General features: G+C 64.9%; 14 protein-coding genes. 3 read left to right on the top strand and 11 right to left on the bottom strand.

Annotated elements, in window-relative coordinates:
- Position 1: 1 nt before the first annotated feature.
- From AWC27_RS03170 to AWC27_RS03130, 9 genes are all read right to left on the bottom strand, one after another.
- The gene (locus AWC27_RS03170) at positions 2 to 1213 is read right to left on the bottom strand and encodes a LeuA family protein (RefSeq protein WP_085669158.1); all 1212 of its coding nucleotides are present in this window, start codon (positions 1211 to 1213) and stop codon (positions 2 to 4) included.
- Positions 1214 to 1225: 12 nt separating this feature from the next.
- On the bottom strand, positions 1226 to 2659 hold the full coding sequence (locus tag AWC27_RS03165; protein ID WP_169726699.1) for an acyl-CoA reductase: 1434 nt from the start codon (positions 2657 to 2659) through the stop codon (positions 1226 to 1228).
- Positions 2652 to 3731, bottom strand: a complete 1080-nt coding sequence (locus AWC27_RS03160) for a LuxE/PaaK family acyltransferase (RefSeq protein WP_085669156.1) — start codon at positions 3729 to 3731, stop codon at positions 2652 to 2654. Before AWC27_RS03160 ends, AWC27_RS03165 begins: the two co-directional genes overlap by 8 nt.
- Positions 3732 to 3859: 128 nt before the next feature.
- A complete protein-coding gene (locus AWC27_RS03155) occupies positions 3860 to 4891 on the bottom strand; it encodes an extracellular solute-binding protein (protein ID WP_085669155.1) in 1032 nt (343 codons plus the stop codon).
- A 34-nt stretch (positions 4892 to 4925) separates the two neighbouring features.
- Positions 4926 to 6242: a cytochrome P450 gene (locus tag AWC27_RS03150; RefSeq protein WP_085669232.1), complete on the bottom strand. Its 1317-nt coding sequence runs from the start codon at positions 6240 to 6242 to the stop codon at positions 4926 to 4928.
- Positions 6243 to 6282: 40 nt separating this feature from the next.
- Complete coding sequence (locus tag AWC27_RS03145; RefSeq protein WP_085669154.1) at positions 6283 to 6705, bottom strand: lipoprotein LpqH; 423 nt, start codon at positions 6703 to 6705, stop codon at positions 6283 to 6285.
- A gap of 42 nt (positions 6706 to 6747) precedes the next feature.
- Positions 6748 to 7575 carry an SDR family oxidoreductase gene (locus AWC27_RS03140; protein WP_085669153.1) on the bottom strand — a complete coding sequence of 276 codons (828 nt, stop codon included), beginning with the start codon at positions 7573 to 7575 and terminating at the stop codon, positions 6748 to 6750.
- Between the two features lie 20 nt (positions 7576 to 7595).
- The gene (locus AWC27_RS03135; protein WP_085669152.1) at positions 7596 to 8051 is read right to left on the bottom strand and encodes an SRPBCC family protein; all 456 of its coding nucleotides are present in this window, start codon (positions 8049 to 8051) and stop codon (positions 7596 to 7598) included.
- A 51-nt stretch (positions 8052 to 8102) separates the two neighbouring features.
- Positions 8103 to 8531, bottom strand: a complete 429-nt coding sequence (locus AWC27_RS03130) for a transglycosylase family protein (protein ID WP_085669231.1) — start codon at positions 8529 to 8531, stop codon at positions 8103 to 8105.
- Positions 8532 to 8849: 318 nt separating this feature from the next.
- Between AWC27_RS03130 and AWC27_RS31460 the strand changes: the two genes are divergently transcribed.
- On the top strand, positions 8850 to 9350 hold the full coding sequence (locus AWC27_RS31460; protein ID WP_085669151.1) for a hypothetical protein: 501 nt from the start codon (positions 8850 to 8852) through the stop codon (positions 9348 to 9350).
- On the opposite strand, the gene AWC27_RS03120 is transcribed toward AWC27_RS31460, so the two are convergent.
- Complete coding sequence (locus tag AWC27_RS03120) at positions 9331 to 10176, bottom strand: alpha/beta fold hydrolase (protein ID WP_085669150.1); 846 nt, start codon at positions 10174 to 10176, stop codon at positions 9331 to 9333. The two genes, AWC27_RS31460 and AWC27_RS03120, sit on opposite strands and share 20 nt — an antisense overlap.
- 154 nt (positions 10177 to 10330) lie before the next feature.
- Here AWC27_RS03120 and AWC27_RS03115 point away from each other — a divergent pair, with 154 nt between their 5' ends.
- Positions 10331 to 10921 carry a hypothetical protein gene (locus tag AWC27_RS03115; RefSeq protein ID WP_211281544.1) on the top strand — a complete coding sequence of 197 codons (591 nt, stop codon included), beginning with the start codon at positions 10331 to 10333 and terminating at the stop codon, positions 10919 to 10921.
- 89 nt (positions 10922 to 11010) lie between these two features.
- On the opposite strand, the gene ag85B is transcribed toward AWC27_RS03115, so the two are convergent.
- Positions 11011 to 11988, bottom strand: coding sequence for a diacylglycerol acyltransferase/mycolyltransferase Ag85B (gene ag85B / locus AWC27_RS03110; protein WP_085669149.1), 978 nt, complete (start codon positions 11986 to 11988; stop codon positions 11011 to 11013).
- Between the two features lie 533 nt (positions 11989 to 12521).
- On the opposite strand from ag85B, the gene AWC27_RS03105 reads away from it, so the two are divergent.
- Entirely contained in the window at positions 12522 to 13637 is a 1116-nt protein-coding gene (locus AWC27_RS03105) for a DUF7159 family protein (protein ID WP_085669229.1), read from the top strand.

The following is a 13637-nucleotide window of genomic DNA, read 5'->3' as shown; positions in this document are numbered from 1 at the left end:
GTCAGTGCGTCGCCGGTTGGCCGGAAGTGCCCAGCAGCTGCACCAGCTCGGCAGAACTGACCCCGGAAAGGTGTTCTGCGTAGAAGCGCCGGTGCAGTTCGAACAGTTGCCGGTGGGCGGCCTTCGTCGCGTGCGCGTAACGGCTCTTCACCGTGGCGAGCAACTGGGTCACCGTGTTGTCGTCGACGTCGCGACCGGCTTGGTCCAGCAGCACCCGCACCAGCGCACGGCCGGAATGCTTGCCCAAGACGAACTCCGTCGAGCGGCCGACTCCGCTGGACGGTAGGTATTCATAGCTGTCTTCGCTTTTGAGCATGGCATCGACGTGTACTCCGGATTCGTGCCGGAACACATTGAGCCCGGTGACCGGTTTGATGAAGCTGGTGGGCACGCCCGAGTGGCGTTCCACGAGCTCGGCCAGGTTCTGCAGCTCGGTGAGCTTGACCCCGTGCCGGCGACCGTGCAGATAACTCAGACCGACGGCAACCTCGGCCAGATCGGCGTTGCCGGCTCGCTCACCTAAGCCATTGACGGTGCACGTCAGGCTGGTGGCGCCGGCGGCGACGGCGGCCAGGGTGTTGGCGGTAGCCAGCCCAAAGTCGTTGTGGCAGTGGGGGCAGATCGCGATCGTGGACCCGAACGCGTCCCGAAGCAGCCGCACCAGGTTGGTCATGGATTCCGGTGTCGCACAGCCGACACTGTCGGCCGGGATCATACGTCGCACGGTCAAGCCGTCGTCGGCGATCCGTTCGCCCACCTTGATCAAGAAGGTCGGGTCGGCGCGTGTCGCATCCTCGAAGACGATGTTGAGTCCCATGCCGCGGCCGGCGACCTCTTCGGCACCACTTCGCAGCAGGTCGACTGCACCGGGCCGGTCCATCCCCAGCGTCTTTTCGATGCGCGCATCACTGGTCGGCATGAACAGAAACACTTCGTCGGCGTGCGCTCGCTCCGCCGCGGCGATGTCACCGGCAAACGGGCGTGCGGTTGCCCCGATCGTCGCGGTGACGCCGCGATGGCGAAGCTCCTGCAGCGCCTCGATCTCGGTCGCGTCACTGGCCGGGAATCCGGCGTCGAGCATGTCGACCCCAGCCGCCCCGAGGGCCAGTCCGATTTCGACCTTTTCAGCGATCGAGAAGCCGACACCGGGCGCCTGCTCACCGTCACGCAACGTGCAGTCGATGATCTCGACGCGGTCTGTGTCTGCGGTCATCGAAGTGCCTTCCTAATACTCGATGCTTGCCCACGGATGCATCTCGGCGTCGCACCAGACGACGAGCTCGGCCACACACGCGCGGCCGTCGTGCTTCCAGATCAAACTCGGGTCGGGCATGCGCCCTGGTGCACACAAACGGGTGGCCCCGAGCCGAGCCAGAGCTGGTGCGAGAGTTCGCATTTCGCTGTCGACGGCCCCGACGGCCACATTCTGCAGGTAGCTTCCGTACGGACGCAGCGCGTCGAGCATCCCGTCCACGCTGGGCACTGCAACGATCTGCAGTGTCCGATCGCCACCGGCCGAGTCGGCCAGCGCGTCGTCGATGGATACCAGGCCGTCCGCCGACGTCCAGACGCGCCGCTGAGCAGACTGCGCCGCCCAATATTGGCGATCCACCCAGCGCATCCGGCGGGCCGCGACCGCGGCGCGGTCGGGGCGGCCCAGAGGACACGTTGCGGCATAACGCCGCATCGCCTGCGCCACCGACTCGGCGAACAGCGTGCCCGCCTCGATGCCGCCTTCGACGAGATAGGCCTGTGCCGCGATGCACGCATGCTGATCGAACATCGAAGCGTCGCGCGCCACTTGCTCGGCGGTTTCAGCCATCCCCTTGGTAGCCAGGTATCCACGGGTCAGTAGGCCCACCGAGAACTTATGGTTGTGCGCGATGAACCGCTGATCGAGTCGCATGCGGGCATGAATGGCCGCACACGACTCGTCACCGCCGTAGGCGATGACGGTGTCGGCCTCGGCCAGCACGGCATCTCGGACGGCCGTTTCCGTCTGGTCCCAGTAGGTGACGACGATCGCGTCACCGAATAGCGGTTGCACGCGTGCGAGGGTCTCGACGAAACGCGCGGCAAACGTAGGTTCACTACTTGCGACCTTGACCACCGAGGCCGACTTCACCAGCAACGCGCGCACCACACTCAGGGCCGGCAGACCGGGCACATTCCCGGTCATGACGTGACAAGTCAGGCCCGGGCCCACAGCCATCGTCCGGCCGCCGAGATCGCCATCGAGGCAAAAGTCATCCAGCACTTGCGGATTGCCCAACTCACGCCGCAGCACTGCCCACAGTGACGCGGCCCGGTAGTTGCGCAGCTCGACGTCGAAGCTGCGTTCGACCGTCTCGACCGAAAGTCCCGTCGCCGCGACGACCGCATCCCGGGCGGCGCGGCGGACGGGCCACCGGCGATCACACCATTGGGTGGCGACCGCGTCGATCGCCTCGACGATCGTGGTGATCTTGACGGTCCGAAGATTCGCGGTGGCCGCGCGAAGTCGCCGCCCAACCTCGGGCCACGAGCTCAGCCGCGGACGATCCACGTCATACCCGTGCTCGTGGTGGGGGACACGCACGCGTTCGATGTCGGGTGCGGCCAGCCACGCCGGAAGATGCGAGATCACCGATGAGGTGGCAAGCGTGGCCGTCTCAGACATGGGCGGCCTCGCGGGCAGTGAGAGCATCGAGGCTCACCGAACAGCCACGGGTGCTGTTGCGCTGCACCCGGCCGACGATCGCGGCCCCATCCGGTGCCGCGACCGCGAGGTCCCCGGTCAACAGGGCCGGTGGCCGGTCCAGTACACACAGATCGATCACTTCGAGCAGTCCGAGGCCATCGTCGACGGGGTTCATCGTTTCGGCATCGCGGACGCGAAGCTGAACGTAGGGCTGGCCGCCCTTGATCCGTTCGCCCAGCGGGCCGATCGAGGCGTCGCCGCGGTCGTAGAGCTGGCTGGCCAGCTCGGTCATGCCGAAGAGATTCATGAAACGGCCCGCCGGGATTCCGAACACCTCGGTCAGGCTCGCCCGCAGGGCGTCGACGTGCAGCGGTGCGGACTGTCGTTTGAACCCGCCGGCATCGACCACCCGCGAACCCGCTGGCAGCGCAAAAGTCTTTGCGCGCGTGGCGAAGTGCTCGCATACGTTGGCGAATACCGACGAACCGCCGATAAGCACGGCCGGCTGGCCGGCATCGCACACCCGCTCGATCACCGTCTCCAGCCGCTCGTAATCCACCCCGTGGGCACCGACGACAACCTCGCTCAACTCCGGGTCGCCAAGCTCGGTGGCGATGAGTTCCATCCCGTAGGCCATAACCATCGCCGGCGCGCTGGCAGCCGGTGGAACGAATCGGATGATGGCCGGCTGTGATAGCCCGGCCATGACGTGCCGGCGGGCGTTGTCCAGGATGGACATCCGCATCAATTCCATGCCGCACGCCGAGTAGCCGACGCGGCCACGTGCGGCGCCGGAGGTGCCACTGGTGTGAAAATGCCGCACCGGCGGTTGATCTGGAAACAAATATGGCGCTGATTGCTTGAACGCGGTATCCGGGATGGGGTGGCCGAACCCGGTGCTGCGCCAATACTCGGCGATCAGCGGGGAATTGGCCACGGCCAAAGCGCACGATCGATCGAGGATCGAGGCGACCTCGATATCCTCACCGAGGATCAGACACGCGATGTCGTCGACTAATTGTGCGACGAATCGCCCATGGTACGGGTACACCCCCGAAACCCCTTCTGGTGTACAGCAATTCACAGTATTTTGAGCTGCCCACCAGCCCGCCATGCCTGGGCCGACAACGTCGGCGACACGACTTTAACAAAGTTGGAGCAAGTGTTCCACCCCTTTTTTCACGCGGTCGCCGACGAATTCGGCCCATTGAAAATCGACCGGAATTTCTGCTGCCATCCGGCCGCGTGGACCAGCTTGATGCGATCTGGCACATACAGCAGGTGCTGCCGGTCATCGAGGCACTGCGGTGTCCTGGTGGCGGCGCCCAGCGTCGGCGGCGCGGCCGCGTCCGGCCGGGCGGGTATCGCGCCCAGCAATCGGCACCAATGCTCCTGCACCGGCCGGCTCAGCGCGAAGTCGATGTAGCGGCGGGCCCACTCGGCCACTTCCGGCGACAGCCCGCGCGGCACCCACAAGCAGTCCATGGTGTCGGGCACCCCTTCGGCCGGGGCAACCCAACCGACGTCGATACCCGCGCGCTGGAATCCAATTGCATTGGGAAGAGCTCGAAAACACAGGTCGAGGTGGCCCGCACGCAAATGCTCGGCGAGTTGTCCGCTGTAATCCATTGCCGAAACCTGCGGCCGCATGGCGCGCAGAAAATTCCAGCACGGCTCCATGTGCTCAGGTATGTCGTCGACCGCGCCGCCGCCGAGAACTTGCGCCACGGCGTGGATGCCGTTGCCGTCCGGATACAACGCGATCCGGCCGCGGTGTCGCGGGTCGAGCAGCACGTTCCAGGACTCCGGCACGTGGCCGCCAAAGATGGCCCGCTGAAATACCAGGACGTAGATCACCGAATAGACCATCGCCAATGGCCACCCGTCGAATCCATCGGGCTGGGCCCGCGGATGCAAGCTCATCAGATTGGGTACCTGCTCGGGCGACAACGGATCACACCAGCCGTCGTGGGCCGCGCGCATCGCGGCGACCGCGTTCGTCCACGCGACGCCACACGGTGGACGCGCCCCGGCACGCACCGCCGTGGCCAGCTGATCGGGCACCGCGAGGCCTACGTATTTCTGGTGCCGAACCGCGATCCCGGTTGCCGCTTCGAAAGGATCCGACACCGCGCTTCGAAGGGCGCTGTCCCACGGCCCGCCCCACGACATGACCGCAAGTTCACGATCGGACGCTTCGGATTCCGGCACCCGCGCACCTTATCGCGGCGCAGGGTCAGCCGGTTTATGACGTGACCATAGACCGGGCCGTACCCAGTGTCACCGGCAGGCTTGACCAGCCGCGCAGCACCCGGGTGTCGCGGCGGCTGCCGGCGCCTGCGGCCCGCACATCGGGGAAACGCTCGAAGAACGTACGGAGCCCAACTTCGCCTTCGGAACGGGCAAGAGCGGCTCCCAGGCAGAAATGCCGGCCGGTGGAAAACGCGAGATGCCTTCCGGCATTGGGCCTCTCGATATCGAACCGGTGCGGATCGGCGAAAATGGCCGGATCGCGGTTGGCCGCGGCCAGGTAGATCACCACCAATTCGCCACGTTTCACCAAGGTGCCTGCGATCTCGATATCCTTGCGGGCCACCCGGCCACTGATCTGGACCGGCGAATCGAGCCGCAGAATCTCCTCCACCGCGTTGGGCCACAGCTCGGGGCGCTGCCGTAATTTGTCCAGTTCCTCAGGCGCATCGAGCAACATGCGAATCCCGTTGCCCAGCAGGTTCACTGTGGTTTCAAAGCCGGCGACCAATACCAGTCCGGCGATCGCCTGAAGTTCGAGCTCGTCGAGATGTGTTTCTGGATTCCCACTTTCGGCTGTCCGGATCAACTGGCTCATCAGGTCGTCACCAGGGGTCCGCCGCAGTTGCGCTAGATGATCTTTGAGCCAGGAGTGGAAGCCGGCGATGCCGCGTTGCACTCGCTGGTACTGCCAATAGGGCACTCCGATGTCCAGACTCGGTGCGCCCAGCTCACCGAATTCCAGAACGCGCCGCCGGTCGTGGTCTGGCACTCCTAAAATGTCGCTGATGACCGCGATGGGAAGTTGGGAGCAATAGCGCCCGACGACGTCGACTACGCCGGGCTGATCGGCGAGGCGATCCAGCAGGCTGATCGCGGTCTCTTCGACCCGATCGCGTAGCGCGGCAACTGCACGCGAGGTGAAGACCGCCGAGACGGTCTTGCGGTAGCGGGTGTGGTCGGGTGGCTCCACCGCCAGCAGCGAAGGCGGCCGTAGCGGGTGGAGCAAATGGTCGCGGGTGCGACGCTCGAGCCAGCGCATCGGCGCCGGCAGATTCTCGCCCAGGGAGATGACGCGAAAATCGTCCGACCGCAACAGGTCATGCGCCAGCCGATAATCGGCGGTCAGGTAATTGACGCGTGTCCCGACCAAGCGCCCATGCCGTCGCACCTCGTCGTAAAAAGGCACCGGATCTACGGCGACGGCGGGGTCCGCGAACAGCTTGGCCTGCATGTCACCTCGCCGTCTCGCGAAGGCGGCGACGCCTCGGATGAACCCGTGCATGGCAAACCAATGCAGTTTGTCCCTCACCACACCTCCCTCGGGGACAGGCCGGATATGTCCGGCGCTATCAGCACTCGGCGACGATCTTGAAGTCGGTCGTCACGACCTTGTTCGGGTTGCTGCTGCTGATCCCGTATGCGCTTCCGGTGATCGTGTATGTGCGATTGGCCAAATCGACGTGCGCGTCGCCGACCCCGCCTTCCCAAAAGCTGCCGTTGAACCCGTCGACGTTGCGAATCTTCACCCATTGCGGGATCACCCGGTCACCGCTGATCAGGACCACCGCCTGCACCTGGCCGTCGCGGTCACGGATGTCGATGGTCCGGTAGGACTGGTCCTGACTGCATGCTGGGGGTCGCGTCGTGTGGGTGTCGCCGTCGATGGTCAGACGGGCGGCTTTGCGGGGCACCGTCTGGGCGTCCGCACATCCCGCGACGCCGGCGACAACCGTCAATGCGGCTCCTGCCACCGTGACGAAGCGATTCTGCACGGGCCACCTCCCAGTTAGCGCCTGAGCATTGTGCACGAAACTTTACTGCCGTTTCGGGTCGATGGCGGGAAGTGATTTGGCAATGCGACTCCGAACGAATTCCGGACTGATCGCCTTGAGCCGGTCGATCCACCGAATGCCTTGCGGCACATACCAATGCAGCCGGGTCGGGTGCTGATAGGCCTGCCACGCCGCCTCGGCGACGCTGGCGGCGGGCATGAGGCGGAACATGCCCTTTTTGGGTGCGGCGGCGCGAATCTGTTCAGCCGTAGCGGCCGCACCCCCGTTCGAGTGGTCCGGCGTCGTGGTCAGGATCGCGGTGTCGATCAGCCCGGGCAGCACGTCGGCGACCCGTACCCCGTGCCGCTGCCACTCGATGCTCAGCGCCTCGGTCAGCCCTTTGACAGCGTGCTTGGTCGCCGAGTAGACCGCGAGGCGCGGCATTCCATAGGTGCCCGAGGACGACGATGTGGAGAACATCAGACTTCCCGGCGCCTTCTTCAGGTAGGGCAGCGCGCCATACGCACCGGTCAGCACCGCTTTGAAGTTCACCTCTACGACGCGCATGGCGGCGTCGTACGGCACGTCCTCGAACCAGCCGCCCTCACCGATGCCGGCGTTGTTCCACATCATGTCGAGGCCGCCACCGGCGTGACCCGAGCAGAAGTCAGCCAAAGCAGCATCGAACCCGGTCTTGTCGGTCACGTCGACCACGCGGGTCCACACCCCAGGGCCTAGCTGCGCGCGCAGGGACGCGAGCCCTTCCTCGTCGCGGTCCACCGCGCCGACCCGCCAGCCTTTGGCGTGGAACAGTTTTGCGCCTTCACGGCCCATCCCGCTGCTGGCACCGGTGATGAATATCGTCTTCATCGATCTGGCCGAGCCGCCCCTCAGCCTGCTTCGACCACATCTTTGATGCGCTGCAGCGTCTTAGTCATGTCTCTGATGTTGCGGCGTTTACGTAAGAAGCCTCCTAACACCCAGTAGACGTTGAGCAACGGCGACGGCGCGAGCCGAAACGACTCGGTCACGTCGGTGCCGTCGCCGGCCGGCGCCAACTGGTAGTGCCAGTTGTTCACCGGCCGATCGCCGACCAGTGCAGCAAACCCAAACTCGCGGCCGGGCTCGCATGCGGTGACTTCGCAGGTGGTCCAGTAGACGGGCCCGATCTCGTTGCGCCGGACGTGCCCGCGGAAGCGGGCACCCAGCTCGGGCCCGGTCGCATCGTCGAGCCACTCGGCTTCGAAGGTTTCCGGTGAGAACCGTCCGGTATTTCGAATATCGGCGATTAATTGCCAGATCGTGTCCGGTGGCGCGGCCATATGAACCGTTACTGAACCCTCCATAGGGGGATCCAAACATGTTCACTGTAACGAAACCAGGCCACGCGCCGATATTCACTGACTGGGCATAAATATCCCGATGATCTGAGTCACCGCCTGCTGCAGCGGCCGCATCTCCTTTGGCATCACCACTGGGACGGGCGGCAGGCCGCCGGCGGTGGCGCACTTCGGCCACGCAGCGGGTCCCTGGCCGGCCAAGACGCGGTTGGCGACGGCGATTTGTTGCTGCTTAGAGGCATTTGCGGGGTTTCCGACCCCGCCGTAGTCCTCCCACGTGGCTTGCTTGAATTGCAGACCGCCGTAGGCTCCGTTGCCCGTGTTAGCGCTCCAGTTACCGCCGGACTCGCACTGCGCGACGGCCTCCCAGTTCATCAGATCTGCGTGGGCGACGCCTGGTGAAAACCCAGTAGCTAGCGACATCGAGGCCGCGAGGAAACCCACCGCCGCAGCGGACTTGATGAGGGGCTTGCCGATGTTCGTCATGACCGGCATTTCGGCGGCCTTAGCCAAAGCGTTACCGATTAGAGAAAATTAAGAAATCGGAAATCCACCTCTCCGAGATTGGCGCGAACGCCTTTCGGTTGGGTGCAACAGGCCGGCGGCACAGCCCGGAAGCAGCAGCTGACGATGCCTTCCCGGGCCTGTTGTTACAGGTCGCCGAAGGGGCACACTCGCACGAGCTTCGCTGCCCGGCATCCCGGACCGAAGGCGCGAGTCGGGGAGGCCAGCAAACTCCAATCAATCACAATTTGAGAGAAACTCTTAGCATTCGCGGTGTGGCGCACTGACCGGGATTTCGTTATGCCGACCAGCGCCGCGGCTCGGCACATGCGACCGGTGGTCACACCGGGTTTGTCCCTCGATCAGGTGGGCGAGGTGATGTCGATCATCGGGATCGGCTTCTGCATCGGCAATGGGCTGAACCACCCGGGGCTGGCGCAGCGATTCGGAATGCGCCGGCTGGCGGCGGCCGCGCTGGCGGTGAATACGGCGAAAATGCGTGACGCCGGCCTCGCCGTACCAACAGTAGGTCGCGGGCATGAGCGTCGCGGGCATGAGCAGCAACGTCGCGTACCCCTCGATCGTGACCATGCTTTCGGACCGCGTGGCCGCGTCGACGCAGAGCTGCCTGATGGGCTGTTGGGGTCGTCCGAAGCGATGGGCGGGGATCTCAGCGGCGGCTTCGGGCGCGCTCGGCGGGCTGAAACACGCACTGCCGGTGCTGTTGGGGGCGGCGTTGATAGCCGGTGCGGCGCTGGCGATGACGGTGGCCGGAGCCGCGTCAACGGCTATTCGCGTTGACCGTGGCGATCGCGTCGATAACGGCGTCCGGATCATCCAGGGCGACAAACGTTTTCGCCCCGGGGACCTCGACCATCCTGGTGTTCGGGAATAGCGCCGCCATCCGTCGCGCAAGTGACGGGGTGAAGCAGCGGTCACTCATTCCCCAGACCAGCGTGACCGGCTTGCCGAATTGCGGAAACCGCGTTGCCGTGTCAGTGAGATCGGTGGCCGCGACGTGTCGCAGGAGGGTCGCAAGATTGCGGCGGATACGCACATCGGCCCGACAGGGCTGAATCCACGAGGCGGTCAGTTGCGCATCTGGCTTGCTGAGCAGCAGGCCGTAGCCGAGCGCCGAGTGCCGCATCGGCGTCCATCCCAACATCGAGAACAATGCCTTGATGGATTTAGGACCACGCAGCAGGGCGAAGAGGAGGGTGAAGGGAAACGGCGGGAAGGTGTCGAATGCGTCGCAGTTGGTGAGCACCAAGCGACCGATGCGGTCGGGATATGCGTCGATGACGAGCTGGCACAGCCCTCCGCCGGTGTCATTGCCGACCAAGGTCACGTCGGAGAGGTCCAGCGCCACCATGAATTCGTGGATCAGCGCGGCGATTCGCCGCGGCGAAAGGTCCGCGCCGTCCTCGACGGGAATGGTGTGCGAACCCAGCGGCCAGGTCGGCAGAATGCAGCGGAACCCTTTCTGGGCAAGGCCTTCCGCCGCTCGTTCCCACAGGCGTTCGTCGGCGAGGATACCGTGGACGAACAGCACCGGAGGATGTGCGGAATCCTGCGGACCTAACACCCGGTAGTTGATCGTTGCGTGCCTCAGCGCGACCTGTGCCATCTCAGCTATCCTTTGCCTGAACTTACAAACTCACAGTACGGAAGTTACGTACAGTGTGCACGAAAGTCAATGGTGGGCTCGATGACAGGTCCGGCAGCTGATCGATGCGGAACGAATACTGTTCTGCGACAACACTTTCAGAATGAGACGGGCGATGAGCCGGCATGAGGCCAGGAATGCGGCTTGGCTGCGCAGGCCGGGAGCACGGCCGGTGCTGGCCGCTGCTCTCGCAACCTCACTGCTGCTCGGTATTGCGGTGCTGCTGACCGACACGTTGCATTCGTCGGCCGCCGGCGCCCTCGAGCATCCCGCCCATCCGGTCTCCGACGAACAGACCCAAGCGCAGGTTGTCGACTCGGCCAGGCAAATCGTCACCGCCGCCGGACTGCAGACCACGACCGCGGGCTATCTGGTCATGTCGTGTAAGAACCAGGACGGTCCGCCCTACCAGGGCGCGGTTCATCTGACCTTCGCTCTGCCGGCCGATGCACGCACCGACGCCTACTTCGGCGAGCTGGCCGCCAAGCTGGTCAGCCACGGCTGGGCGGAAGGTTCGCCACCAAACCAGCACGTGTTCGGCAGGACGGTGGTCAAGGACGACGTCACGGCAGTCATCTACCGCCGTGTCGAGGAACCGAGAGTGGGGGAAATGCGCGTCTACGGGCAGTGCCGGAACATCAATGATCATCGCAAGGACCCGACGGCCTGGATCGACATCACCAGCCAGTTCACCGGTACCCGCTAAATACGCAACTGTAAATACGCAACTGCGCTTGACGGCCCATCGATCGGCCCGTCAAGCGCAGTTGCGGTAGTGCAGTGAGGGTTAGGCCGTCAGCGAGCGCCCAGCGCGCCCTGCAGGTCGCCTTTCATAGCGTTGAGCTGAGCACCCCAGTATTCCCAGCTGTGTGTGCCGTCGGACTGGAAGTTGAAGACGGCGTTGTGACCGCCCGCGGCGTTGTAGGCGTCCTGGAACTTCAGGTTGCTGCTGCGGACGAAGTTCTCCAGGAACTCGGCGGGCAGGTTGGCGCCACCCAGGTCGGAGGGCCTGCCGTTACCGCAGTAGACCCAGAGCCGCGTGTTGTTCGCGACCAGCTCGGGGATGTGCAGCGACGGGTCATTCCTCGCCCAGGCCGGGTCGCTGGAGGGACCCCACATGTCGGCGGCCTTGAAACCGCCTGCGTCACCCATCGCGAGGCCGATGAGGCTGGGCCCCATTCCCTGCGAGGGGTCCATCAGGGCCGACAGCGAGCCGGCGTAGATGAACTGCTGCGGGTGGTAGACGGCGAGAATCAGGGCCGACGAGCCGGCCATCGAGATGCCGACCGCGGCGCTGCCGGTGGGCTTGACGCTCCGGTTCGCCGACAGCCACTGGGGCAGCTCGCTGGTGAGGAAGGTTTCCCACTTGTAGGTCTGGCAGCCGGCCTTACCGCAGGCCGGGCTGTACCAATCACTGTAGAAGCTGGATTGGCCGCCGACCGGCATGATGACCGACAGGCCCGACTGGTAGTACCACTCGAACGCGGGGGTGTTGATGTCCCAGCCGTTGTAGTCGTCCTGGGCGCGCAGGCCGTCGAGCAGGTAGACCGCGGGGGAGTTGTCCCCGCCGCTTTGGAACTGGACCTTGATGCTGCGACCCATTGACGGTGACGGCACCTGCAGGTACTCGACCGGCAAACCTGGCCGGGAGAATGCTCCCGCGGTCGCCGCTCCGCCAGCGAGTCCGACCAGACCCGGCAGGGTTGCAGCCGCAGCCGCGCCGACTAAAAATCGGCGTCCCCAGGCCCTTAGCTTCCCGCTCACCTCTGTCATACCTGTGCCCCTTAGTTCCTTATGTGGTCGTGCTCCCGGCAGAACTTACCGCGTGAATAGGCCGAATGTCGATCGGGACGCAAACACGTTTCAGTTCGATATCGGTTTTCGCCGCGAGCCCAGCAACTGTGTTATGTGAGCCCGCGACGGTTAACCGCATTCGTTATAACCCCCGCCCGGCGCCGATAAACGGCGCACACGCCGGTGTTATGCACGCGTTATGCATCGTTATGCATTTGGAACCGGGATATAAGCGACGCCAGCGGCGTCTTACACGGACGTAACTAAGCAAAATCGACGACCGCGGCCGCCCGGTTGATCCCGCTCAGCGGCCCTCCGGGTTTGTGCATACTGGGGCAGCCGAACTTGCGCAGACCGCGTAGGCTCGCTCGAAGCAAGCCGATGGAGACGAAGCCATCCCGGGTTATCCCGTCCCGTTCCGGCGCTCACGCACAACGCACCCCGTCCCGTGGTGCTTCATGCATGGGCACCGGATACGTCGCGGTCCGGGACCGATTGAGGTGCGAAAAATTTTGGATACGGTACTTGGGCTATCAATCACGCCGACCACTGTTGGGTGGGTCCTTGCAGAAGGACATGACGCAGACGGCAACATACTCGACCACCACGAGCAGGAACTGCACGGCGGCCGTGGTGTACGCGCCGTCACCACCGCCGAGCAGATAGCCGCGGAGGTGATGCGGGCCAGTGATATCGCCACCGCGAACAACCATCGGCTACGCGTCATCGGTGTGACCTGGAACGACGAAGCATCGGCGCAGGCGGCGCTGCTACTGGAGGCGCTGACCGACGCTGGTTTCGACAACGTCGTGCAGGTTCGCATGCTTGATGCCGTCGAGACCTTGGCGCAGGCCATCGCACCCGTCATCGGCTATGAGCAGACCGCGGTGTGCATTCTCGAGCACGAGTGGGCCACGGTGGTCATGGTCGATACCCACGACGGGGAGACCCAGACGGCCGTTAAGCATGTGCGCGGCGGTTTCAACGGTTTGACGTCCTGGCTTTCCGGGATGTTCGATCGCAACGCGTGGCGCCCCTCCGGAGTGGTTGTGGTCGGTTCCGACCGTGACGTCAGCGACTTTTCCTGGCGGCTGGAACGGGCGCTGCCGGTGCCGGTTTTCGCGCAGACGATGGCGCAGGTGACGGTCGCTCGGGGCGCGGCCCTGGCGGCGGCCCAGAGCACCGAATTCACCGACGCGCAGCTGGTGGCCGACGCCGCCGAGCCCGTCGTCGCGGCCGACCGATCCCGGCAGTTGTCCTATACCGGGGCCGCGACCACGCTGGCGGCGGCCGCGGTGACCTTTGTCGCCTCGGTGTCGCTGGCCGTTGGCCTCCAGCTGACTCCGGTGAAAGACACCGCAATGGCGCAACACCCGATGCACAAGCCCACGCCACCGATCGCAGAAGCGGTGGCAACCAAGGCCCCGGCACCAACACCGGCCCCAACCCCGGCACAGCAGGAGCCCATCCGCCTGACCGCCGGCGAACAGCTCACCGAATCCGCGCCGGATGAACAGCCAAGCGGGCTGGCCCCGCGCACGGATCCGACCAACGGCCTGATCTTGACCAGAGTGCTCGAGCACATCCCCGGCACCTACGGGGACACCGGGACCCGCCCGCCGGAGTAG

The organism is Mycobacterium szulgai, assembly GCF_002116635.1.
GTDB lineage: Bacteria > Actinomycetota > Actinomycetes > Mycobacteriales > Mycobacteriaceae > Mycobacterium > Mycobacterium szulgai.
The sequence above is the reverse complement of the archived record's forward strand: the minus strand, read 5'-3'. Positions and strand labels throughout refer to the sequence as shown.

Coding starts and splice junctions, on each gene's coding strand:
- AWC27_RS03170 (WP_085669158.1), bottom strand. CDS start 1,213: ATGACCGCAGACACAGACCGCGTCGAGATCATCGACTGCACGTTGCGT.
- AWC27_RS03165 (WP_169726699.1), bottom strand. CDS start 2,659: ATGTCTGAGACGGCCACGCTTGCCACCTCATCGGTGATCTCGCATCTT.
- AWC27_RS03140 (WP_085669153.1), bottom strand. CDS start 7,575: ATGAAGACGATATTCATCACCGGTGCCAGCAGCGGGATGGGCCGTGAA.
- AWC27_RS03135 (WP_085669152.1), bottom strand. CDS start 8,051: ATGGAGGGTTCAGTAACGGTTCATATGGCCGCGCCACCGGACACGATC.
- AWC27_RS03130 (WP_085669231.1), bottom strand. CDS start 8,531: ATGACGAACATCGGCAAGCCCCTCATCAAGTCCGCTGCGGCGGTGGGT.
- AWC27_RS31460 (WP_085669151.1), top strand. CDS start 8,850: ATGCCGACCAGCGCCGCGGCTCGGCACATGCGACCGGTGGTCACACCG.
- AWC27_RS03120 (WP_085669150.1), bottom strand. CDS start 10,176: ATGGCACAGGTCGCGCTGAGGCACGCAACGATCAACTACCGGGTGTTA.
- AWC27_RS03115 (WP_211281544.1), top strand. CDS start 10,331: ATGAGCCGGCATGAGGCCAGGAATGCGGCTTGGCTGCGCAGGCCGGGA.
- ag85B (WP_085669149.1), bottom strand. CDS start 11,988: ATGACAGAGGTGAGCGGGAAGCTAAGGGCCTGGGGACGCCGATTTTTA.